A 20,322-nucleotide genomic window follows, 5' to 3' on the forward strand; every position below is an offset into this window, starting at 1 on the left:
GACAGCCGAGGACGGAATGATCGGAGACCACATTGTAAGAACCATAGACGTGAGGTTTCAATGACGAGACATTATTCGACCGCTGCCGAAGCCCTCTCCGACGTGCTCACAGATGGGCTCGTAATCGCCGTCGGCGGCTTCGGCCTCAGCGGAAACCCGCATGACCTGATCGAGGCCGTACGCGACTCCGGCGTGTGCAATCTCACCATCGTGTCCAACAACATGGGCATCGACGGGCACGGCCTCGGGCTCCTCCTTGAGAACAAGCAGGTTTCGAAGGTGATCGCCTCCTATGTTGGCGAGAACCGGCTCTTCGCGCAGCAGTACCTCGACGGCACCTTAGAAGTCGAATTCACCCCCCAGGGAACCCTCGCGGAACGGCTCCGTGCTGGCGGGGCCGGGATACCCGCGTTCTACACGGCCACCGGTGTCGGTACCGATATCGCAATCGGCAAACAGTACGCAGTATTTGATGGCCGCACTTATCTGCAAGAACGGGCAATCATCCCCGACATCGGGCTCGTACACGCGCACACGGCGGACTCTGCTGGAAACCTGCGCTATCGACTGACGGCGCGAAACTTCAATCCGCTCGTTGCAATGGCGGCGCGAGAAACGATCGCGGAGGCAGAGTGCGTGGTCGAGGGATTCCTCGACCCGGACGAGGTCGCGACCCCGGGCGTGTTCGTTCCCCGCCTCATCCGCGCTACCCCTCGCGCCAAGCTCATCGAACAGCTCACCGTTCGGCCGCGGGTCGAACTTCACTGAAGAGCGGAAAGAAGGACACCTCCACATGCCTTGGTCACGAGAAGAGATGGCAGCTCAGGCAGCAGCCGAGCTTCACGACGGCGCCTACGTCAACCTGGGAATCGGGATCCCCACACTCGTAGCAAACCAACTCCCCTCCGGGGTCACCGTGTCTCTACAGAGCGAGAATGGGATTCTTGGAATGGGACCCTTCCCGTACGAGGGCGACGAAGACGCCGACCTCATCAACGCGGGAAAACAGACCGTCACCATCGCTCCCGGTGGCAGCGTCTTCGATTCAGCACTGTCGTTCGCGATGATCCGCGGCGGCCATATCCAGACTGCAATACTCGGAGCCCTGCAGGTCTCCGCCCGAGGCGATCTAGCGAACTGGACCATCCCCGGCAAGCTTGTCAAAGGCATGGGCGGTGCTATGGACCTTGTCGCCGGGACACCCCGCGTCATCGTCCTCACCGAACACGTCGCCAAGGACGGGTCTCCCAAAATCGTTCCCACATGCACGTTGCCACTTACCGGCATCCGCGTCGTCGATCGCATCATCACCGACCTCGCCATCTTCGATATCACCGACCGTGGCCTCCTCCTGTCCGCGACCGCGCCCGGCGTCACCCTCAAGGAGCTTGAAACAAAAACGGGCGCCGCGTTCGCAATCGCCGCCGACATCGAGAGGACGCTGTGAGTGTTGTCATCGCGGGCTACGCCCGCACACCATTCGCCCGATTCCGCGGCACCCTCGCTCACCTCCCGGCAACGCAGCTGGGCGCGTACGCCATGCAAGCAGCGCTCCAGAATGCAGGGGTTGCTGCCGAAAGCGTCGACTTCGTCTACGGAGGCCAGGTACTACAGGCCGGGGCAGGCCAGAACCCTGCACGGCAGGCGGCGCTCCTTGCCGGAATCCCCCTGACAGTCCCGGCTATCACCCTCAACGCGGTCTGCCTCTCAGGGATGCTCGCTGTTATCGAAGGCGTACGCCTGATCGACAGCGGGCAGGCCAACGTGGTTGTCGCGGTTGGCCAGGAATCGATGACGCTCGCCCCACACGCCTTGCCCGGATCTCGACTCGGGGCCAGATACGGCGCCATGGAACTCATCGACACGCTCGAAACCGATGGCCTCACCGACGCCTTCGAACACACCTCAATGGGTGAACTCACCGAGAGGTTCAACGCCACGCTCGGTCTGACCCGGACCGCTCAAGACCGCTGGGCTGCCCGCTCACACCAGACGGCCGCTTCTTCCGTCTCCTTCCTCGCAGGCGAAATCACCGGCATCGAAACCAGACGCCGAACAGAGCCGACCCGCGTCCTCACCGATGACGGCATCCGCCCAGAGACCACGGCCGAACGTCTCGGTGATCTCCGAAACGCGTTCCACCATTATGGAACCATCACCGCAGGCAACGCTTCCCAAATCACGGACGGCGCCGCCGCAATCGTCCTCGTGTCGGAGGACCGTTCCGCCTCACTCACCCCGATCGCCCGCGTTCTGAGCCACGCCATCGTCGCGGGACCGGACCTCTCACTTCAAACCCAACCTGCAGCAGCCATCACCCGAGCACTTCAACACATCAACGCCTCCACCTCAGACATCACAGCAGCGGAGATCAACGAAGCGTTCGCTGCCGTGGCCGTCCACTCCACACGCGAACTCGGCATTGATCCTGAGCTGGTCAACCCGCACGGAGGAGCAATCGCGCTCGGACACCCGATCGGAGCATCAGGAACCCGTATCGTTGGACACTTGGCTCGACGGCTCGCGGCACGCGGAGCGGGCGGCCTCGGCGCGGCCGGTATCTGCGGCGGCGGCGGCCAAGGGGCTGCGATCGTACTCGAACGCCATCTCCCCTGATTCAGGCGACGGTGTCCGGTCCGCAATGACTGACCAATCAGCAATCGCTCGACCTCCGGCGGGGGTCCCCCACCCCCGCAACGTCGCAGGTTGCCAGCTGACTGCTGTGCGAGACGACCAACAATGCAACCAAGAGAAGCAAACTCATCCCCACAAACAGCTCAATCGCCGCAGCTAGCCCGAACACCAACGCGCAAGCGCCAATGCCGATCACTGGGACGCCTACCGCCAGGTACGTGACCACGTAGAAGCCGGAAAGCGCCGTCGGCCGCTCCGCATCCGCGGTCATGGACGTGACCGTCCCGAGCGCACCCATAAAGGCCAGACCCTGGCCAATGCCACCAACCGACGCGGCCACGAGAATCGCCGTGACCGACCCTGTCATGCTGCCAAGGCCAAGGATGGCGAGTGCGCCCACGAGCACAAGAGCGCCCATCCGCTGGGCCACCGCATCTGAGACCCATCGCCGGGAGACGAGCTGAGTGGCACCAGAGAGCAATAGAAGAGCGCCAGCGGCTGCACCGGATGCCAGAAATGCCGGGCCGCCCACCAGATCGTGTACGAGCGTGGGAACCACGGAAAGAAATGCGGCCGTAACCGCCCACGCCAGCGCGCTATAGCAACATGCCAACCAGAACGACCGGCGCCGACCTCCAGGAATCCGAGGCAACCGAGGCGCACGCCACACCCCCGAACGCCCCAGCTCGTTGGGCACCCACAACAGTCCTCCAAGAGCGGCGAACACCGCCACGCCCTCCGCCAGGAAACAGGCCTTCGTCGGCCAAGCAGACACCTCCGCCAGCGCACCCGCCAACACCGGCCCCGCCCCTGTAGCAAAAGTGGTGACCGCCGTCGCAACGACGGCACCCCGACTCACATCACCACGCGGCTCCGTCTGCGCTAAAGCAGCCGACAACGCCCCTGAACTCATACCAACCGCCACCCCCTGCATTGCTCGGGCAGCGAAAAGGACCCCCGCAGAAGTCCCGATCGCAAAGAGACCCACACCAGCCGCCATCGCAACAAGCCCAAAACCAACAACGCTCCGAAATCCCCATCGGTAAGCCAGCACGGGCGCAAGAACGAGTGACGGAATGAGAGTCCCAACATAGGTTGCGTAGATCATGGTGAGAATCAGCGAATCAAAGCCCAGCTGATGTGCAAACGTCGCATACAGCGGAGAAGCCAGATTTGCGCCCACCAGGAGTACCGATAACGCGAACGCGGACACACGGAATGCAGCGGCATTCTTAGCCATCGATCCATTCATGAAACGACCGTATGCCCACGAAGTTTCGGGCTGAAACGAAGGGAATCGGGCCTAGCCTGAGGCTTATGGAAAGCCGAAAGGGTGGGGAACCGGATCTGAGTGTCATCGGAAGGCTCTTCAGCGAACCCGCTCGCGCTAGGGCCCTCGTCGCCCTCATGGATGGAAGACATCTGCCAGCGACAACCCTCGCCACAGAAGCCGGCGTCGCACCCTCGACAATGAGCGCGCACCTAGCCAAGCTCACCGATGGGGGGTTCCTGACCGTTAGGATCCACGGTCGCCATCGCTACTACACGCTCGCCAACCCAGAAATCGCCGAACTCATCGAACGCATCGCTCGACTAGCCCCGACCACCAGGATCACTTCGCTCACCGATGACATACAAGCTGATGCATTGCGAAATGCGCGACGCTGCTACAGCCACCTCGGCGGCCGGCTTGCCGTCGGTATCACAGAGACTATGGTCGCGCGGGGCCACCTCGAAGTGCCCACCACCGTCAACGGGGATGGCGACAGCATCGAGGCGATGACGCTCACCAGGCGCGGCGCACAGTTTCTCACGAACGTCGACGTGCGGTTACGCGAAAACATGCCCGTACGATGCTGCATCGATTGGACCGAAAGGCGACCGCATACCAACGGCCCATTAGGACGAGCGCTCTTCACCGAATTCCACGCCCGCAAATGGATCAAAACGTCCACCTCCACGCGGGCAATCCGAATCACGGAACTCGGCGAGGCAAGACTCGAGGAGCTCTTCGAGATCTCGACGCTCGGAATCACTCGATAAGGGCTGAGCTCCACATTCACCAGCCGACCAATGCACCTGCCGTGGGCCGATCGCCAACCATCCAATTGCGAATGAGCGAAAGACTGACGGAAGAGTGGTGGGACCTTGTCTCGCGCTAGCGTACTCATTTACAGTGTCGCGAAAGCACCGACTGTAATAGTCGCGGTCACTGGGCACGAGGAGGTCAAATGGGCCCAACCGACGACGGCAACCGCGCTAGCGACGCGTTCCAGGAAATCACCGCAGAAGACCCGCGCATCGTCTTTCCGATCTATCCGGACTCCAACAACGTCGAGCTGTGCATACCCGGACCAGTACGTGGTGCCATCGCCTGGGGATCCTGGGCTCTCCTCGTGTTGCTTGCCCTCGTGCTCCCGCTGCTCCGCTAACCTCCAACAACATACCTGCCCACCAGCAATGTCTGGCTGCTGGTGCTACGGCGCTGGTGGGGCTAGAAGCCGACGAATGATCCTCCCGCTCGAAGTCGTTGGCAGTTCCGACATGAAGTGAATTGCCCGCGGTTCCTTGTAGGCCGCTAGATGGGATCGAGCGAATTCCAGGAGCCCATCCGCGTCAGCGACGGCACCCGTTGCCAGGACGACATATGCGCGTGCCACTTCACCTCTAATTGGATCCGTGACACGACCGACGGCCACAATAGAGACAGATTCGTGTGCGACGAGGACTCTTTCGATCTCGGCGGGATAGATGTTGTAGCCCGCAGCAATAATCATGTCTTTCAGGCGGTCCACGATTCGAAAGTGGCTGAAACCGTCGTCAACGGCGATGTCGCCTGTTCGCAGCCAGCCGTCAGCGGTCCTCGATTCAGCTGTTGCAATATCGTTGTTGTGGTAGCCCATCATCACGCTCGGGCCCTGAATTTGCAGTTCGCCCTTCACGTTCGGAGGGCATTCGACCCCTGACTCCAAACGCTGGCACTCGAAGGACTCTCATTGCGCGTTGGGATTAGATGCGCGACTGGCCTTTCGACCGCCGAACACTGCCCATAGACGAGCCCCGGCCCCACGCCACTAGCCAACGTCCCCGTCATACGCTTCACACCGAGCAGAACAGTGTGGGCAGCTGACCTTGAGTTGGATGGCCCGCTTAGGCGCTGTGGGAGAATTCGCACATGGGAAGCACGCAGCGAAACCTGCCCAAGTACCGGCTCCTCACCGGCATCGACGACTCGGCATTCTGCGAGCGCGTCAGTGAAGCCCTCGAACTCGGTTATGAGCTTCACGGTAACCCAGCGCTCACCTGGAACGGGACACGCGGATACGTGGCGCAGGCGGTCGTCTGGACCAAGAGCGGGCCGACCCCGTCACGCGCCTGAATTGACGGCTCCACCGCTACAGTCGCGAGAACAGCTATAGCTTAGGCGTGCAGCCACCTCGCGGGAGATGCCGCCAGCTACTCGGCAGCGCCATCGACCGGCGCGTGATCTGAAACGTTGGCAAGCCCAGAAATGAGTCGCGGGTTCTTTCTCCTCGAGCGGGCCTCTCGATGCAGATTTACCGGAGTCGCATCCAAAGTTCGCTCGACAAGACTGGCCAGGAACACGCCCCGACGTAAGGGGGATTCCACGAGCTCATCTCGGACAGCCACGGCAGGCAGCGCCGCGACGGCCAGCTCAACATCGCTTCTCGGGACCGGCTCTAGGTCGTAGTCGTCGTGTTCGATCTCGACGCCGGCATCCGCCAAGGGATCCTCTGGTTCCTCGTCGTCGCCTTCCTCCTCGGCTAAAGCGAGATCGTCCCCATAGTCCATCAGGACAAGACACGTCGCGTGATACGCGTCGTCTTCGCGCCCGAGCTTTCCGACCAGATCACTAAGCCAATCAAAGACAAGCGGCTCCTTAGTAAGAATGTCGGAGCGAAGCGCAATAAGGAATCCGAGCGCAGCCATCGGATGGCGCAGCCTCAGATTCTTGGCATCTCCGTACGACTCCTCGACCCGGTTGGGGGCGTTCTTGCCGTAAGACGAGTCCATCCGCTTTGTCGAGATCAGGACCTCAGGGCCCGTTGCCCAGTCGGTCATGATCACATCAACCTGCTTGAGGTAATTCTTCCCCAGGATAGAAGCGCTGGAGGAAGTAACTCCCGCAATAGCGCTCTTACGAGTCAGCCGCGCCAACAGCCTGGCCCTCTCGGGCTTGGGAAGGGCGTCGAGAAGGTTGCTGACGGGAACAGGCAGGATTCGAGGGTGTTCCGCCCGCGGCCACACCGCGTTGGGGTCAAATCCTGCCCGACGCAGCTCATAGGCAAGCCACACGTCGAGGGCGAGCGCTCGCACGCCCGATCGCACCGTGGCGCGCAAGTAAAGCGGCACACCCAGGAGAAGCTCAAGCGTGGGGATGTCTGGCTCGTATCGCCGCCCGGCATTGTCTACTACCCACGGATTCGTGTATTGACCGCTCGGGGCAGCATCGGAGATGATCCGATCGAAGATGACCCATGCATTGTCTTTAGTTGATGGCTCAGCCACTCTTTGCCCTCACCATTCGTCGCCGCGTCAACTCGTGATGTGCGGCCCTGATCTGCGACAGTTCACGCGCGGTCACCAGGTCAGCTTCGACCAGTAACGCTTGATCTACGAGTTCGACGGCGGCAAGAAGCTGGCCTGCCTGCAGTTTGCGGGCGACGCGATCGCGTATCTGACGAAGCGCGGCTGTCCGCTCGCGCACGAGCCTCGGCGTCGGCATGGCCCACCGGTCGGCTTCTCTCGGTTCGAGCTTCAGCAATCCCCCGCCGTATGCCCGGCCAACCATTTCGGCGTTCAAAAGTGTCATGGAATTAAGGGACGCTAACGGGAGGAGCTCGCGGCCCAGTTCGCGTTGCGATTCCCCCAGATACACACCGTGTATCGAATTCAGGTGGTACGCGTCAGCCAGATTTGTTGTCAAACGAGGCGTGTCAGCGTTCATGCACGTCAGGAGGAGATCAGCCGGGGCCACAAGGGGAACCTGATACCACACCTTCCGCACTCGGCACTTGTAGGCCCCGTCCACGCCAGCCATATGGCCGGCGTCGATGTACGACTTTGCCTCGACCGAGAGCTGACCTGATGGGGAGAACAGCCATGTCGACTTCCCTTTGCGGCCAAGCCGGGTCAGCATATCCGAAGACAAGACGAGCCCGCGCAGGTGGGCGCTTCCAGGCGGTGAGAGCCGAAGTAGCTCCTTGCGACGAAGCCCCAACTGTTTGACTCGTTGCGGTGACAGTGCGAAGTAGCTGTTATTGCCCGTCACGATTCCAAGCGTGGTATCGCCCCACGCCTCTAGATCCGTGAAGTGCTCCTCCGACTTCAGTCGAAGCAGAGGCGCAACCGCTTCATCAGAGACCAGGCCCGCGCCCGTCCACTTATCGGCCGGATCGTTGGGCACCCAGGTCTTCCCAACGCCGAGATCTGGCAAGTCCGAGGCGTTGCGCGCGTGATGTATCGTGGCTCGATCTGTCGGTCCTTGGTTGTAACCGTCCGCGAGAAGCACAAGCACATCAGCTTCAGCCTCAGGGAACACCTGCTCTTCAAACAGTACGATTTGCAGGGCGCGGAAATGATCAAACAGGAAACGACGCACCGGCCCTGCATAGTTCACGGACATTAGCTCAGCCGGCAGGACCAAGCCCAATCGCCCGCCGTCCATCAGTAGCGCGGCGCTCTGCACGACGAACGCCGCCCAGCTCGAGGCCAGTCCGCTCAGAGCAACGCCGGACCGCAGGGCCGCTTCGCGTGAACGTGCTCGCGCCTCGCCCGTCCAGTCCTGGTAACGGACATACGGCGGGTTCCCAATAGCGGCCGTGAACTGATGCGCCGGCGACAGCCGGAAGAAGTCGTTCACCTCAAGATGAGGTGTGCCACCAGCCTCGCGAATTCGTCGCCGACCGACCTCCGCACTGTGCTCATGGATCTCAACGCCATGCACCGCAGGCGAAAAGTCGGCGTCGCCGGAGAGCTCACACAATCGTCGGACAGCATCAACGAGAAACTCAGCGTCTCCCGCGGAGGGCTCAAAAACCGAATCAGACGGCTCACGCAACGCCCAGTCAGCTATGAAACGAACGATCGGCGGGGGCGTAAAGAACGCTCCGCGAGCTTTCCGCACCTCGCGCGTATCAGCGGGATGCAGGATGGACACGGGCACATCTCAATTCTTGCCTATCGGACCGACGCTCCGACACAGGCGCGCGAATGCCCATCCTTCCGAGTTGACGGATACCTACACCACGGGTTCCCTTGGGAAAGATGGTGTCGTCCATCCGCCCTCGTGCCGTTCTAGTCGGAAACTGCGCCGACCGAACGGATCCGGTGCGATGACAGCCAAACCAGCCCAGACCTCAAGTGCAGTCGGAGCGCAGCGAACCATCGCGTAATCCTCGCCTGGCCCGCCTGGCCAAAACGCCGACCAAAACGGCTTGAATGGACTTTGCGCGCCCAGATCGAGCTCGACCACGACGTCACACTCGACACTCACGTACGCGCGGCGCCGGTTATCGACATACACCAACACACACCGCCCAGTGCTAATTAGCTCGCCGGCCTTACGGCTATTCGGGTCTGTAGCAAAACAAATGCTTCCATCCACCGCGGGGCGAAACACCTCAACGATGCGCGTAGATGGCCCTTCCGCACCCTGAGTCACCACGACGCAGTAACGCTGCCGGCGGATCAGAGCCATCGCCCACCGATGAACGCGAACACTATCGGACAGCCTCCGCTTCCGCGCCCATGACCGATACATCCGACCCACCGCCCGAACCCACCGGGCACGCCAATCACCCGCCACACCTACTCCCCTCCCATGCAGCGATCCCCACCCAACCCCGATGACCATCATGCTGCACGAGCCGCCCTGGCGCCCTGACCTGTCTACTGTTCTGACGAATGTCGGTGGACACCGGCAAAATCAAACGATGGAGATACAGCTCAGCATGGTGATCCTCGAGGTCAAAGACATGGCAGCTACGCTCGCCTTCTACAGGCGGCTCGGCCTCAACATCCCAGAAACCATGCCCACCCCGCCGGCGGTCGTCCACCGGATGGGAAGCGGTGTCAGCCTCCTACTTATCAGCTCTTTCGCCGCGCAATACGATCCCGCGTGGAGTCGCCCCACTGGCGAGGGCTATCAACAGATGCTCGAGTTCTACGTCGGTATCGATTCGGCCGTTGACGAACAATGGGCGACCCTCACCGGAGCCGGATACGTCGGAAGGATGTCCCCCACCAAAACGATCGGGCCATACGCCGCCATGGTCGAAGACCCCGACGGAAACGTCATCCTTCTTACGTCGGACGAGGCCGGCAGCTCAGACCGCGAACGGAACAACTAACGCACAGACGAGAAAACAACCGGAAAGGACGCCGTTTCGCCTGAGAGCGCGAAACGGCGGCTCCGCTTAACCTCGACGAAACGTCTTGCCACAACAGAGCGAGGTGATCAGGAAGCGCATGTCGACGACGACTGCCTCCATCAACTCCGTCCCTTCCTCACGGTCGCGACGCCGCTTGACGATAGGTCAAGTTCAAGCTGTGAACTGGCAGGTGCGAGTGACGGGCCACTAAGACTCGTCGCCAGCTGATTGGGGGGCTCGCTTGGTGGCCAGCAGCCGTACCAGGTAGGCATCTCCGGCCGCGGTCAGACCCCAATAAACTTCCCGATCGGAGACAGTGCGCTTTTTTGTCCCGGCCGTGATCATGCCCAAAGCCCTGAGTTGAACAACCAATCGCCCCCAGGACTCATCACTGATGTGGGTCTTCGGATAGGGTAGTTCTTCCCAGTTCTGGCCCATCCCGATCAGCTCAGTCCACGCGCGGTCTTCAACGATCTTGCGCAATTGCCCTTCCGGCGCCTCATGAATCATGAAGGGGCCGAGCACCTCGATCAGTTCGTCCCAGGTGTACTCAAGATCGACGTCCTGCCGGAAGTTGAACCCGCTGGTAATCACAAACGTGAGGGTCAGCTCGTCATCACCGTGCTCAAAGCTGACATCGATCGCAGTTATGTCTGCATCAAGCTTTGCGCGATCCTGAGCCTGCCGGGCCTCCGCAAGGCTGGCGCGCAACTCTGCGATCTCTGCCCGAACCGAATCGGTCATGGCCTGATCACCCCGAACCCACCCCGGTCGTGGATTGCGTTTGATTGCTCGAGTCAGGGCGCGCGAAACCACAGACCCGAGATCTTCTGCTCCGCGGTAATGCTTCACCATCCGCTGTTGAACCTTCTTGCGGAACTCCATCAATCGTTCGCGCAGCTCAACGTCCAGCTCGGATTTGCCCACAACAATCGCATCGGGATCCGCGTGGACAAAACCCAGCACGGGGATCTTCTGTGCGACCGCGTAATCGTATTCCTTCTCCGTGTAACTCAAGCCCTCAGCGCTGACCGTACCGTAACGGCCGCCAACAATGACCAAGTAATAGTCGCTCTGATCTATGACTTCCTGGATCAGTGTCCACTGATCCTCGTTCGCTGACGGGAAGAGCTCCATCCCGGCAGGAATACAGTCAAGCTCCAGAAGTGCCTGCATCACTTCACGGCGCTCATCGATCAAGTCGGTATAGGTGGAGCTGACGAAGACTTGGTATCGAGTATCCACATTCACGCTTCTGGCTCCAGTCGCTCAGGCCACACCGAACTCCGTCGGCGAAAATCAAGGATCACCGACGGCTACGCGATCTCGATCGTTCCGCCTTGCGAGCGCCGGCTCAGCAGCTCCTCCAACCTGCGACTCATTAGCTGACTACGAATCCGACTGTAATCGGCATTGCGATGCTCAGCATCTCCATACGAGTGGGCCTTCTGGATGATCGTCACACACAAGCTCAGCAATTCCTCGTCGCCAACCCGCTCGGCTCCCTCATCCCCTACGTAAACGGACCGCAGTTGCTGCAGAAGGAAGTTCCGGATAACCCAGATGTTCCCCGTCCTGGCCAACAGAGTGTTCAACGCCTGCACCCAGCCCTCATCGCGGAGCGCGAAGATCATAAATGCCGTCGCAACTGTTAGCTCATCATCATCCAGCTCCACCACAGCGGGAACGAGCCGTTCCAGCGCCCTGCTGAGCTTGCGGGAGGCGAGGGTGTGCAACACCCCACCCAGGGAGATCGCGGCCGGGAACACACGGACCAAAACATCGATGCGTTCTTCACGATCCTCATCGGACGCGGCAGTATCCGGGGCATCCATTTCATCAACGAGGTTCGCGATGAAATCCCGGAACCCGTAATCAGAGCTGACCGTACCCATGAGCCGCCCCCAGTGAAGAAGGACATTCTCCAGCACATGCTGTTTGAGGTTGATGTCCTCGATCTGGTCAGAATCGCGAAGGGCGCTCGACACCAACTCGAGCGTGCGCATTAAGAGCACCCCGCGAGGGAGCTCTTCCTCCTCAGTGAGCGGGAAGGGGGGCTCGTCAGTGTCGCTGAACGCGTCGAACACTTCCAGCTCGCCTGCTGCCGTCGCGCCGGACTCATGACGCGATGGTTTCGTCTCGCTCAAAGTAACCTTTGGAGCATCTTCCGAGGGGACAAGCTCGAACACCGGGTTCGCGGATGTAGCCCATTCATCGCGTGCGAGCAGCTCGTTCAGACGACTCACCAGGAGGGCGTCGTGGCGCTTGATCGCCGCGTAGTCCATCAGGATGGGCGAGAAGAACACCGGATCTTGGAGCAGGTGCGCCAAAAACTCCTGATCTTGTGCTGCCCGTTTGGCGGCGAAGAGGTGAAGGTAACTGCTGCGCGCAAACACCACATGCTGGCCGTCCTTGCGCAGGATCTTCCGATCGATCAGGCTTCGCACCAGATCAAGGGCCGACTCATTCCAATCCAACCGCTCAAGAATTGCCCGGAAGGCAGCAACCGTTTCCTCCTCGGTCAGACCCCCCGTCTTGCGTACAACTAGCGCCTTCGACAAGCCAGCAAGAAGTGCCTCCCGGGAACTCTTATCCAGGCCCAGCCGCGCATCCTCATGCGGGTCACCCCGCCCCAGCAACATCGCCACATAGTCGTCCAAGATTGACGTTTGCGACTTACTCGCGCCGAGCGCACCACCGCGCAACAAAACCGCGATCAGAAGCGCAACGGTGTTTGGCGTCCGGGGGAGATTGTCGGTCTGAAGCACGTTCAACACGCGCTCCGCAAGCTGCTCATGCTCCACCGGTGACGCAAGCTGTGCGTACGCGCGGATATCCGCCGCAGTTAGACGCCCCAAGTAGTGTACGCGTCCATCAACACCTAAACGCTGCAACTTCTCCAGAATCAGATCCTCGGCACCCACCTTGCACCCAATGATTTTGACAATCGCATCACTGGCCGCAATGTCCTGAATCGCGCGATCGGAGATGTGCTCCACATACGGGGAGAAATCGTCGATCGCCAACACATGCGGCGGAATCTGACTACCCCGATCCGGGAGAAGCCCATGCGATCGTGCTTCCGTTTCCACGAGCCGCTTGAGCGGATTGTGTCCGCGCCCCAGCCTCCGAAACGACACATAAAGCGGTGCCGCGCCGCCGAGATAGGTTGCCGATTCCAGCGCAAGCCATTTCACCGCAGTCGTCAGACCCGAACTCTCATCAGCGGCCACGAGGACAACCTCAGCCGAGCGCGCAACCTCGAATGCATCCAAACGGGCAACTTCACCGCCATCAGTCTGCCGACGTTGCGCCCGAACAAAATCTGCGTGCGGAACAGGCAGCAGTACGGGCGGTCGTACGACATCCGCCAAGGCGCAGGCTCCGACGACGTCCAACGCCTCGGCAAGGATTGCGTCCGTGGTCAGCTCATTCTCAAAATCCAGCTGCAGCTCCGATACCACGTCCCTGGCGATACCCGAGGGCGAGATCGATATCGTTCCCGAAGCCGGCTTCAAGGACTCAAGGAATCCGGCCAACTTCGCATAATCATCCCCGTACCCGACGGGGATGATCTGGTCGTTCGCGTGTTCGCGCTCAAGTTCTGCCAGCTCCCGATTCAGGCACAGCCGGAAATGCTGCACCGAGGAGGGGATGAACGTTTCCCGGTGCCACTGAATCAGGCGCCCGAAATTCGGGTCAGCCAGTCCCGATCCGAACCCAACGTAGACCAGAGTTTTCAGGGTGGACGCCGCCCGTTGCAAGTCTTGTGCGCTGGAACTTTCCAACAGCCGCGTGTAGTCAGAACTCGTCAAGACCACCGATTCCGGGCGCCTCCATATTCCATGCAAGTGACCGATCGCGTTCGAATTCCCAGCAAGCACCGCCTGCATCTGGGAAGAATCAGTCCAGTCCGCCGACGCACGATCATGACCCTCCAGCAAGGTGTCGTAGTTCGTTGTCAGAATCGGAAAGGGTAGAGATGTCAGGGCCTCAAGCAACGGTTGCTGCGCGACCCTCAGCCCGCCGACATGCTCTTGAAGCCATTTGGTGAAGGCATAGTTGCCTACCTCCTCAAACGCTTGCCGCATCCGATCCGCCGCCTGCAGCACAGCCGTGAGATCATCATTGCCGAAGCCGTAATCGATCGCATTGCGAATGTAGTCCAGCGTCGCCGGCACGGTGTGCGGCTCCAACGCCATCAAACCCGCCTGCAGAAGCCCATGCCAAGTCGCGGTCGGCGCACCCCCCGTCAAGGCAGCGCTCACCCCGGTTCCCACCACCAACACGATCGAACCGCTGTCAGCGGCATTGCGAAGCCGTTGTTCCACCATTCCCCCACCCCAGGCAGCATCGAAGACGCGACACCTGAAATTGTTTGGTGTTCACCCTCTCAGAGCCGCGCTCTCACCCGCGCCCCCAAAAGGGGTGCACTCTCCTCAAGCGCCCGCGTTTCCCCACGCCAGTCCCCGGCCCGAGTACTGTCACAAAGAGTTCGCCCACGTGACCCGCCTCGCCGATCGGAGCACCTCCCATGACCAGCGCAGCCGCGTCTTTGCGCATCGCATTTGACCCGGCGGGGATCAACGACCTCAAATCGCGTCTGCACCACACACGGCTGCCGGTGCCACATCGCCCGGACATTCCCGGGCCAAAGCCCAGTCGCCTGCGCGAGTTCTGCCAGTGGTGGGCCACAGAATTCCGCTGGGAACGTAGCCAAAACCGGATCAACCAAATCCGGCACCTCACCGTCCGCACGGAGCACTGCACACTCCACTTCACGCTGCGAGCGGAAACCAGTCAACGGGTCCCCATTTTACTTCTCCACGGATGGCTAAGCAGCTTTCTTGAATTTGAGCGAATCGCGCCCCTGCTGGCACTTGACCGTCCCGTCCTCACCGCGTCGCTGCCCGGCCACGGGCTCTCCACCCGCCCTGCCCGCCTATGGACCACGCGGGACACCGCTGGAGCACTTGTGGAGGCCCTCACCGTCCTCGGCTACCCCAGTGTGATCGCCCACGGCACCGACTTCGGCTCCGCTGTCGCAACCTGGATGGCACTTGACGCGCCCGAGCATGTCCGCGGACTCCACCTCTCCAACCTGGAGCTCTCACCGTCTCCAGCCGATTCCGATCTGCTGACGGATACCGAAGCCGACTATCTCGCCGCAGCAGACCAATGGTGGAAACACGAATCTGGCTATAAGACAATCCAGTCCACTCGGCCGGGGGCCCTCTCGCCAGCGCTCATGGACTCCCCGGCGGGCCTGGCGGCATGGGTACTCGACCGCTGGGACCGTTGGACTGACCCAGCTCTTGGAGTAGATGCCTTCGATCGAGTCGGTCGAACACCGCTTGCGGAGCTGCTGACCTTCATGTGGATGACTGGCTCGATCGAAACCTCCATACTTGACTACCTCGACAACGCGGCCGCCGGTTCAACCCGGTTACCGCCGGCAAGCCGTATTCGGGTTCCCACCGCCATTGCCCACAGCCCTCGCCTGGGCACGTACCTCGAGCGACCGCCGGACGTGTGGGCGAAACGCATGTACAACCTGGTCGACACGGTCGATCTTCCCAAGGGGGGTCACTTCGCTGCTCTCGAAGTTCCAGACCTTCTGGCGGCACATATTCGACAGTTCGCCAACGGGCTCGACTGACCCGGAGTCGGCACACTCAGACGACCAGATGAAGCGTGTTGGCTGACCTCTACGTTACCGAGCAAAAGCCAATATGACGTTGGGCTGCTCCGGATCGGCCTGCCACAGAAACGTCTCGGCGAACCCTAACCCCCGATAGAAGGCGATCGCTCCCTGATTGCTATGACGGATCACAGCACGCAACGCTACCGTGCCCGTTCGCCTCATGTCTGAGCGGGTCGCTGCAAACAGCGCTCGCCCCACTCCCCCTCCCCGCCGGGCGCTCTCGATAAACGTTCCGATGTCTGCCCAGCCAGCAGGCAGATCTGCGTGATACCGCTCGTAAACCTGAAAGCCGACAGCCCCGAGATCGTCCTCTGCTACGAAACACCCGAGCGCATATTTTGGACCGAGGAACCACTCCAGGAAATCATCCGGGGTTAGCTCACTCTCAATTGCAGTCTTCCCACCTTCGGTGATAATCCGGTTCAGCACACCCGCCAACGCGGACGCATCCGATGGAACCGCCGCTCGAACCCGGCAACCCCCCGAAGCGTGCATCACCACTTCAGTATCACCTCCCCGCACCAAGGGGCACCGCACCCTCAAGAGTTAGGACGCACCTGAGCCCCGTCACGGTATCTGGAGGCGCTCCACCGCGACAGCTCGACCATCAGCGCCGACCTCGATGAGCATTGCGCCGACTGTCATCTCACCCGTCGCTAACGCAAACGGCGCCAAATCGTGCAATTCTTCTCCCCGCATGTCCGCCGCAAAATGGGCGGGATCAAAACCTCCGCCGGTGAAGCCTAGCCGCCCCGTCATCCCTAGCTCTGAAACGTATGCTGTGCCTTGAGGAAGCAGATGTCCTCTCAAGCTCGGATCGTGAGTATGGGTACCGACGACAGCGGTCACTTCCCCGTCCACGGCGGTCGCGAATGATGCCTTCTCCCACGGCGACTCACCATGAAGGTCGACAACTACGATCTCCGACTTCGGCAGCTCGCTCCGAAGACGCATCCAGGCATCCCAAATCGGCTCTGGCATAGGAGCTTTCATGTCCGGCAACTGGGCGGTTGGACTCAGTAGGTTCACCACCGTGAGCCGGACTCCGTCCCTTTCCACCGTCACATAGCCTCGACCCAGCGAGCTTGACACATTCCACGGCCGCACCACCCGCGATAGGGCCAAAGCGGCGGCAACGTCTGGACCATCCCAGGAATGATTGCCCCCCGTGACCACATCAGCGCCAGCCGCCAACAGTGACAACACCACAGATTCGCTCAGTCCAAACCCGTTCATTGGCGAGGGACCGGTGACTGTGCAGTTCTCAGCATTCACGATCACCCAATCCAGAAGCTCCGCGCGCCGAAGCTGTGGAAGCCGGCAAGCCAGCCACTGCGCTGCTTCCTCGCCGACAACGTCACCGATTGCGAGAATACGCACCACGCGCTTCATTCCTTTCCGCTACCCGGGTGGCAAGATCCCCCACCAACCCGCTTACACCGGTTGGGGCTGCAAGGACCAGCACAAGCAGCAACCCGCCCAACACCAGTGGCCACACGCCCGCCAACTGTTGACTCAGTGCTTGCTGCCCAGACTGCAACAGCAGCACTCCCAGAATGGGACCGAAGAGCTTCCCAGGTCCGCCAACGGCCACCCATACCAACGCCTGGACCGAAAAGCCCACCGCGGCCAGATCCGCAGACACATATCCGGCTGCGCTCGCATACAACGCGCCCGCCAATCCCGCGAGCGCTGCCGAAACGCCGAACCCTAGCGCGCGACGACCTGCTACACGGAAGCCCAGAGCCTCCAAACGCAGCGGATCATCACCGCTCGCACGCCAAAGCAAACCGGAGCGCCGCCTTCGGAAGATCCAATACCCGACGAAGAGCACGGTCACTAGGGCCGCGTTGATCGCGTAGGTGGATACAACGCCACCCGACGACACCAGCGATGGGATCCCCGAGAGCCCGTTGCTCCCCCCGAACAAAGGAACACGTAAGAAGGCAGCTGTGGCTATAACCCCGACACCCAGCGTGACCAGCGGGGCGTACAACTCGGGGTCGTTCAGACGGAAGATACTCACACCGATAAGCCATCCCAACAAACCGCACAGCACCAGGGGTGCGATCAGTGGAGCGACCGACAGCCCGCCAATACGAACATCCGCCAGCGTTCCCAACATCGCATGGACTGGGTCAGACCCATCGGCACCACCATTGAGCAACGCCAAATTCGCGGAACTCGAATCTTGCGTATGGCCACGCAGGATGACACCGGCAACGTACCCGCCGAGTGCAAAGAAGACGCCATGCCCGAAGGAGACAATTCTGTTCTCACCCCACATGATGTCCACCGCTAGCGCCAGCAGGACAAAGGGAATCCACATGCTCAACAATGTGATCGAGAACGACGGCAATATCAGCGGCAGCAAAACTGTCACGCCGACGACAGCCACGATCGACGCGAGTGGGAAAACCAGACGGGCGCTCACACTCGTACCCTCGTCCGGGTGCGTACCGACACAATCACCAACGCCGCCGCCCAAGTGGCGACCTGAGCGATGACATTGTCAAATGGGATAGCAATCGCCGCTGTAGCGACACCCACAATCACAGACCACACGACCGCCCCGCGCACATTCCCCAGCCCAGCCAACACAACGATTAGAAACGCGTCGACCAGATATTGGTTGCCCATGTCAGGACTTACCGAAGCCAGTGGCGCGATCAGCGCACCCGCGAACCCAGCGAGGGCAGCGCCCACCAAGAACGTCACGGCGCTGAGTCGATTCGTCTTCAGCCCGAGCATCTGAGCCATTTCATGGTCGGACGCCGTCAACCGGATCCCGAGACCCAGCTTTGTCCGGGCGAGCCACAAACCAACGGCGACTGCCGCCGTCACCGCGGCTGCCGTGACCAGCAATCGCCACGTCGAGATCTCCGCGCCGAACAGGAGGGGGAAGCTCCCCCCGATCGGCGGCGCCGAATACTGCAGGCCAGGGCCAACGATCACCGTAATCAGCTGCCGCAGAATCAACGCGAGAGCGAATGTGCCCAGCATTGAACGCACCGGATTGCGGTACAGATGTTTGATCACTATTCGATCCAGGATTGCACCAAAGGCTCCGACGGCCACGGGGGCGGCCGCAATCGCTAGCCATGGTCCAACAATGGGTGTCAGAAGGACCGAGCTGTATGCGCCGAGCATGACGAATTCACCGTGGGCAAGGTTCACCACACCCATCACGCCGTAGATCACGGTGAGCCCTAGCGATGTCAACAGCAAGATCGCACCTGCGCTGGCGCCTTGGGTTAGAGCATCAACGACGATAGTCATCAGGTTGTTTCGCGACGCGGGCACATAGGAACGTTCTCCGCTCCCACCAGGTCTGCCGGGAACGGGTCCGGCTTGCGCGGCTTGAACGTTGCAACCACGTCGTACAGCCGGTCCTTATTCGCTCGCCCGAGGAAGATTGGATGGGTGGTGTGGTGATTCGCTGTTACAGTCACCTGCCCTTCGCCGGGTGCATTCACCGTCACACCGGGGAATGCGGCCAAGATCGCCTTAGGGTTGGCCGTGTGAGCCTTCTCGATGGCGGCCTTCACCAAGTAGACAGACGTATAGCTGGCCTCGACCGGCATGTTCGTGGGCTGGTTTGAGCCGAACTTCGCCTGATAGCGGTTTACGAACGCCTTGTTGCCATTGCCGGTCATGGTGGCGAAGTACGAGCTCGGGAAGTAGTGTCCTAGCGCAGCGTCGGTATCGATCGCTGCTAGCTCCTGCTCGGTCGTAATCCCGGCCATGATTGGCATGACCTGCCCGCTAAGACCGGCGTTGAGCATCTGCTTGTAGAACGCCGGCACGCTGTCGCCCACCAGGGTGCACCACACAACATCCGGTTTGGTGGCCTTGATATCACTGATCGCGGCACCGAACTCGGTCTGACCGAGCGGGAAGAAACGGTTCTGGACAACCGTCGCACCTCTCTTCTGCGTCAGTTTCGACACGATGGCGTTGTAGGTCTGCGGGCCCACGTAGTCGGAGCCGACCATGTAGATGCGCTTGCCGAGGTTCTCTACCATCCATTCGGAGGCGTCAGTGAGGTGCTGGTTTGCGACAAGGGAGGAGTAGATCACATTCGTTGAACACTCCAGGCCTTCGTAAAACGTGGGGTATACCAACACTGCGTCGGCCTTTTCGAAGACTGGCAAGACAGCCTTGCGAGACGCCGAGGAGTAGCAGCCGACCGTGGCAGCAACACCTTGATCAACTAGGTATTGAGCCTTTTCTACGACGAGCTTGAAATCCGAGGCGTAGTCCGCCACGACGGGCTGGATCGTGCGGCCTAGGATCCCTCCGGCGGCATTGATCTCCTCGATCGCGAGCATTGTCCCGTTGTGCATTGCTGTTTCAGCAATGGCCAAATCACCGGATAGTGAGAACAGCACACCCAACTTGATCGTGCCACTTTCGCCGCCAGATGTGCTGGATGCCGGTGCCGGAACTGCGCGTGGTGTGCACGCGGTTAGGAGGCTGGTCAGACTCGCAGCTGCCACGCCAGCACCTGCAATTCCGAGTAGGGAGCGGCGTGAGACTTCGTTCTTTTCGGGCATGATTGTCTTCCTGGGTTGAAATACTTGATCTGGC

General features: G+C 60.9%; 19 protein-coding genes. 8 read left to right on the forward strand and 11 right to left on the reverse strand.

Annotated elements, in window-relative coordinates:
* Window positions 1-60: 60 nt before the first annotated feature.
* Genes ABCS02_RS33430 through ABCS02_RS33440 form a run of 3 tightly spaced genes read left to right on the forward strand, consistent with a single transcriptional unit; the run spans window position 61 to window position 2,616 of the window.
* On the forward strand, window positions 61-768 hold the full coding sequence (locus ABCS02_RS33430) for a CoA transferase subunit A (RefSeq protein ID WP_345840038.1): 708 nt from the start codon (window positions 61-63) through the stop codon (window positions 766-768).
* Between the two features lie 25 nt (window positions 769-793).
* The gene (locus ABCS02_RS33435; protein WP_345840039.1) at window positions 794-1,447 is read left to right on the forward strand and encodes a 3-oxoacid CoA-transferase subunit B; all 654 of its coding nucleotides are present in this window, start codon (window positions 794-796) and stop codon (window positions 1,445-1,447) included.
* Complete coding sequence (locus ABCS02_RS33440; protein ID WP_345840040.1) at window positions 1,444-2,616, forward strand: acetyl-CoA C-acyltransferase; 1,173 nt, start codon at window positions 1,444-1,446, stop codon at window positions 2,614-2,616. Before ABCS02_RS33435 ends, ABCS02_RS33440 begins: the two co-directional genes overlap by 4 nt.
* 37 nt (window positions 2,617-2,653) lie before the next feature.
* On the opposite strand, the gene ABCS02_RS33445 is transcribed toward ABCS02_RS33440, so the two are convergent.
* A complete protein-coding gene (locus ABCS02_RS33445) occupies window positions 2,654-3,886 on the reverse strand; it encodes an MFS transporter (protein ID WP_345840041.1) in 1,233 nt (410 codons plus the stop codon).
* A gap of 65 nt (window positions 3,887-3,951) precedes the next feature.
* Here ABCS02_RS33445 and ABCS02_RS33450 point away from each other — a divergent pair, with 65 nt between their 5' ends.
* A complete protein-coding gene (locus ABCS02_RS33450; protein WP_345840042.1) occupies window positions 3,952-4,677 on the forward strand; it encodes a metalloregulator ArsR/SmtB family transcription factor in 726 nt (241 codons plus the stop codon).
* A 188-nt stretch (window positions 4,678-4,865) separates the two neighbouring features.
* Entirely contained in the window at window positions 4,866-5,066 is a 201-nt protein-coding gene (locus tag ABCS02_RS33455; protein ID WP_345840043.1) for a hypothetical protein, read from the forward strand.
* A gap of 45 nt (window positions 5,067-5,111) precedes the next feature.
* On the opposite strand, the gene ABCS02_RS33460 is transcribed toward ABCS02_RS33455, so the two are convergent.
* Entirely contained in the window at window positions 5,112-5,576 is a 465-nt protein-coding gene (locus ABCS02_RS33460; RefSeq protein WP_345840044.1) for a hypothetical protein, read from the reverse strand.
* Between the two features lie 233 nt (window positions 5,577-5,809).
* Between ABCS02_RS33460 and ABCS02_RS33465 the strand changes: the two genes are divergently transcribed.
* A complete protein-coding gene (locus ABCS02_RS33465; protein ID WP_345840045.1) occupies window positions 5,810-6,013 on the forward strand; it encodes a DUF1737 domain-containing protein in 204 nt (67 codons plus the stop codon).
* Window positions 6,014-6,090: 77 nt separating this feature from the next.
* Here the strand turns inward: ABCS02_RS33465 and ABCS02_RS33470 are convergent, their stop codons facing one another.
* Both ABCS02_RS33470 and ABCS02_RS33475 read right to left on the reverse strand, forming a co-directional pair.
* A complete protein-coding gene (locus ABCS02_RS33470; RefSeq protein ID WP_345840046.1) occupies window positions 6,091-7,164 on the reverse strand; it encodes a hypothetical protein in 1,074 nt (357 codons plus the stop codon).
* Window positions 7,157-8,815, reverse strand: a complete 1,659-nt coding sequence (locus ABCS02_RS33475) for an N-6 DNA methylase (RefSeq protein WP_345840047.1) — start codon at window positions 8,813-8,815, stop codon at window positions 7,157-7,159. Before ABCS02_RS33475 ends, ABCS02_RS33470 begins: the two co-directional genes overlap by 8 nt.
* Before the next feature lie 688 nt (window positions 8,816-9,503).
* Between ABCS02_RS33475 and ABCS02_RS33480 the strand changes: the two genes are divergently transcribed.
* A complete protein-coding gene (locus tag ABCS02_RS33480) occupies window positions 9,504-10,007 on the forward strand; it encodes a VOC family protein (RefSeq protein ID WP_345840048.1) in 504 nt (167 codons plus the stop codon).
* Window positions 10,008-10,235: 228 nt separating this feature from the next.
* Here the strand turns inward: ABCS02_RS33480 and ABCS02_RS33485 are convergent, their stop codons facing one another.
* Together ABCS02_RS33485 and ABCS02_RS33490 are read right to left on the reverse strand one after the other, a co-directional pair.
* Window positions 10,236-11,273, reverse strand: coding sequence for a DUF4062 domain-containing protein (locus ABCS02_RS33485; protein WP_345840049.1), 1,038 nt, complete (start codon window positions 11,271-11,273; stop codon window positions 10,236-10,238).
* Window positions 11,274-11,344: 71 nt separating this feature from the next.
* Window positions 11,345-14,362, reverse strand: a complete 3,018-nt coding sequence (locus ABCS02_RS33490; RefSeq protein ID WP_345840050.1) for an SIR2 family protein — start codon at window positions 14,360-14,362, stop codon at window positions 11,345-11,347.
* 200 nt (window positions 14,363-14,562) lie between these two features.
* Between ABCS02_RS33490 and ABCS02_RS33495 the strand changes: the two genes are divergently transcribed.
* Entirely contained in the window at window positions 14,563-15,687 is a 1,125-nt protein-coding gene (locus tag ABCS02_RS33495; RefSeq protein WP_345840051.1) for an epoxide hydrolase family protein, read from the forward strand.
* 54 nt (window positions 15,688-15,741) lie between these two features.
* Here ABCS02_RS33495 and ABCS02_RS33500 read toward each other — a convergent pair whose 3' ends face one another.
* The 5 genes from ABCS02_RS33500 to ABCS02_RS33520 all read right to left on the reverse strand — a co-directional run bounded on the left by ABCS02_RS33500 (window position 15,742) and on the right by ABCS02_RS33520 (window position 20,288).
* Window positions 15,742-16,161, reverse strand: a complete 420-nt coding sequence (locus ABCS02_RS33500) for a GNAT family N-acetyltransferase (RefSeq protein ID WP_345840065.1) — start codon at window positions 16,159-16,161, stop codon at window positions 15,742-15,744.
* Window positions 16,162-16,299: 138 nt separating this feature from the next.
* The gene (locus ABCS02_RS33505) at window positions 16,300-17,124 is read right to left on the reverse strand and encodes a YmdB family metallophosphoesterase (RefSeq protein WP_345840052.1); all 825 of its coding nucleotides are present in this window, start codon (window positions 17,122-17,124) and stop codon (window positions 16,300-16,302) included.
* Window positions 17,090-18,166 (reverse strand): branched-chain amino acid ABC transporter permease, encoded by a 1,077-nt coding sequence (locus tag ABCS02_RS33510; RefSeq protein WP_345840053.1) that lies wholly within the window; start codon window positions 18,164-18,166, stop codon window positions 17,090-17,092. The genes ABCS02_RS33505 and ABCS02_RS33510 overlap by 35 nt, the downstream gene beginning before the upstream one ends.
* Window positions 18,163-19,011 (reverse strand): branched-chain amino acid ABC transporter permease, encoded by an 849-nt coding sequence (locus ABCS02_RS33515; RefSeq protein ID WP_345840054.1) that lies wholly within the window; start codon window positions 19,009-19,011, stop codon window positions 18,163-18,165. Before ABCS02_RS33515 ends, ABCS02_RS33510 begins: the two co-directional genes overlap by 4 nt.
* The gene (locus ABCS02_RS33520) at window positions 19,011-20,288 is read right to left on the reverse strand and encodes a transporter substrate-binding protein (protein WP_345840055.1); all 1,278 of its coding nucleotides are present in this window, start codon (window positions 20,286-20,288) and stop codon (window positions 19,011-19,013) included. The genes ABCS02_RS33515 and ABCS02_RS33520 overlap by 1 nt, the downstream gene beginning before the upstream one ends.
* Window positions 20,289-20,322: the final 34 nt, after the last annotated feature.

It is taken from the genome of Microbacterium sp. X-17, from assembly GCF_039615055.1.

Excerpts from the sequence above, each read along its gene's own strand:
- ABCS02_RS33445 (WP_345840041.1), bottom strand. The coding sequence starts at position 3,886 with ATGAATGGATCGATGGCTAAGAATGCCGCTGCATTCCGTGTGTCCGCG.
- ABCS02_RS33450 (WP_345840042.1), top strand. The coding sequence starts at position 3,952 with ATGGAAAGCCGAAAGGGTGGGGAACCGGATCTGAGTGTCATCGGAAGG.
- ABCS02_RS33515 (WP_345840054.1), bottom strand. The coding sequence starts at position 19,011 with ATGACTATCGTCGTTGATGCTCTAACCCAAGGCGCCAGCGCAGGTGCG.
- ABCS02_RS33430 (WP_345840038.1), top strand. The coding sequence starts at position 61 with ATGACGAGACATTATTCGACCGCTGCCGAAGCCCTCTCCGACGTGCTC.
- ABCS02_RS33480 (WP_345840048.1), top strand. The coding sequence starts at position 9,504 with ATGACCATCATGCTGCACGAGCCGCCCTGGCGCCCTGACCTGTCTACT.
- ABCS02_RS33495 (WP_345840051.1), top strand. The coding sequence starts at position 14,563 with ATGACCAGCGCAGCCGCGTCTTTGCGCATCGCATTTGACCCGGCGGGG.
- ABCS02_RS33455 (WP_345840043.1), top strand. The coding sequence starts at position 4,866 with ATGGGCCCAACCGACGACGGCAACCGCGCTAGCGACGCGTTCCAGGAA.
- ABCS02_RS33465 (WP_345840045.1), top strand. The coding sequence starts at position 5,810 with ATGGGAAGCACGCAGCGAAACCTGCCCAAGTACCGGCTCCTCACCGGC.
- ABCS02_RS33505 (WP_345840052.1), bottom strand. The coding sequence starts at position 17,124 with ATGAAGCGCGTGGTGCGTATTCTCGCAATCGGTGACGTTGTCGGCGAG.
- ABCS02_RS33435 (WP_345840039.1), top strand. The coding sequence starts at position 794 with ATGCCTTGGTCACGAGAAGAGATGGCAGCTCAGGCAGCAGCCGAGCTT.
- ABCS02_RS33490 (WP_345840050.1), bottom strand. The coding sequence starts at position 14,362 with ATGGTGGAACAACGGCTTCGCAATGCCGCTGACAGCGGTTCGATCGTG.
- ABCS02_RS33520 (WP_345840055.1), bottom strand. The coding sequence starts at position 20,288 with ATGCCCGAAAAGAACGAAGTCTCACGCCGCTCCCTACTCGGAATTGCA.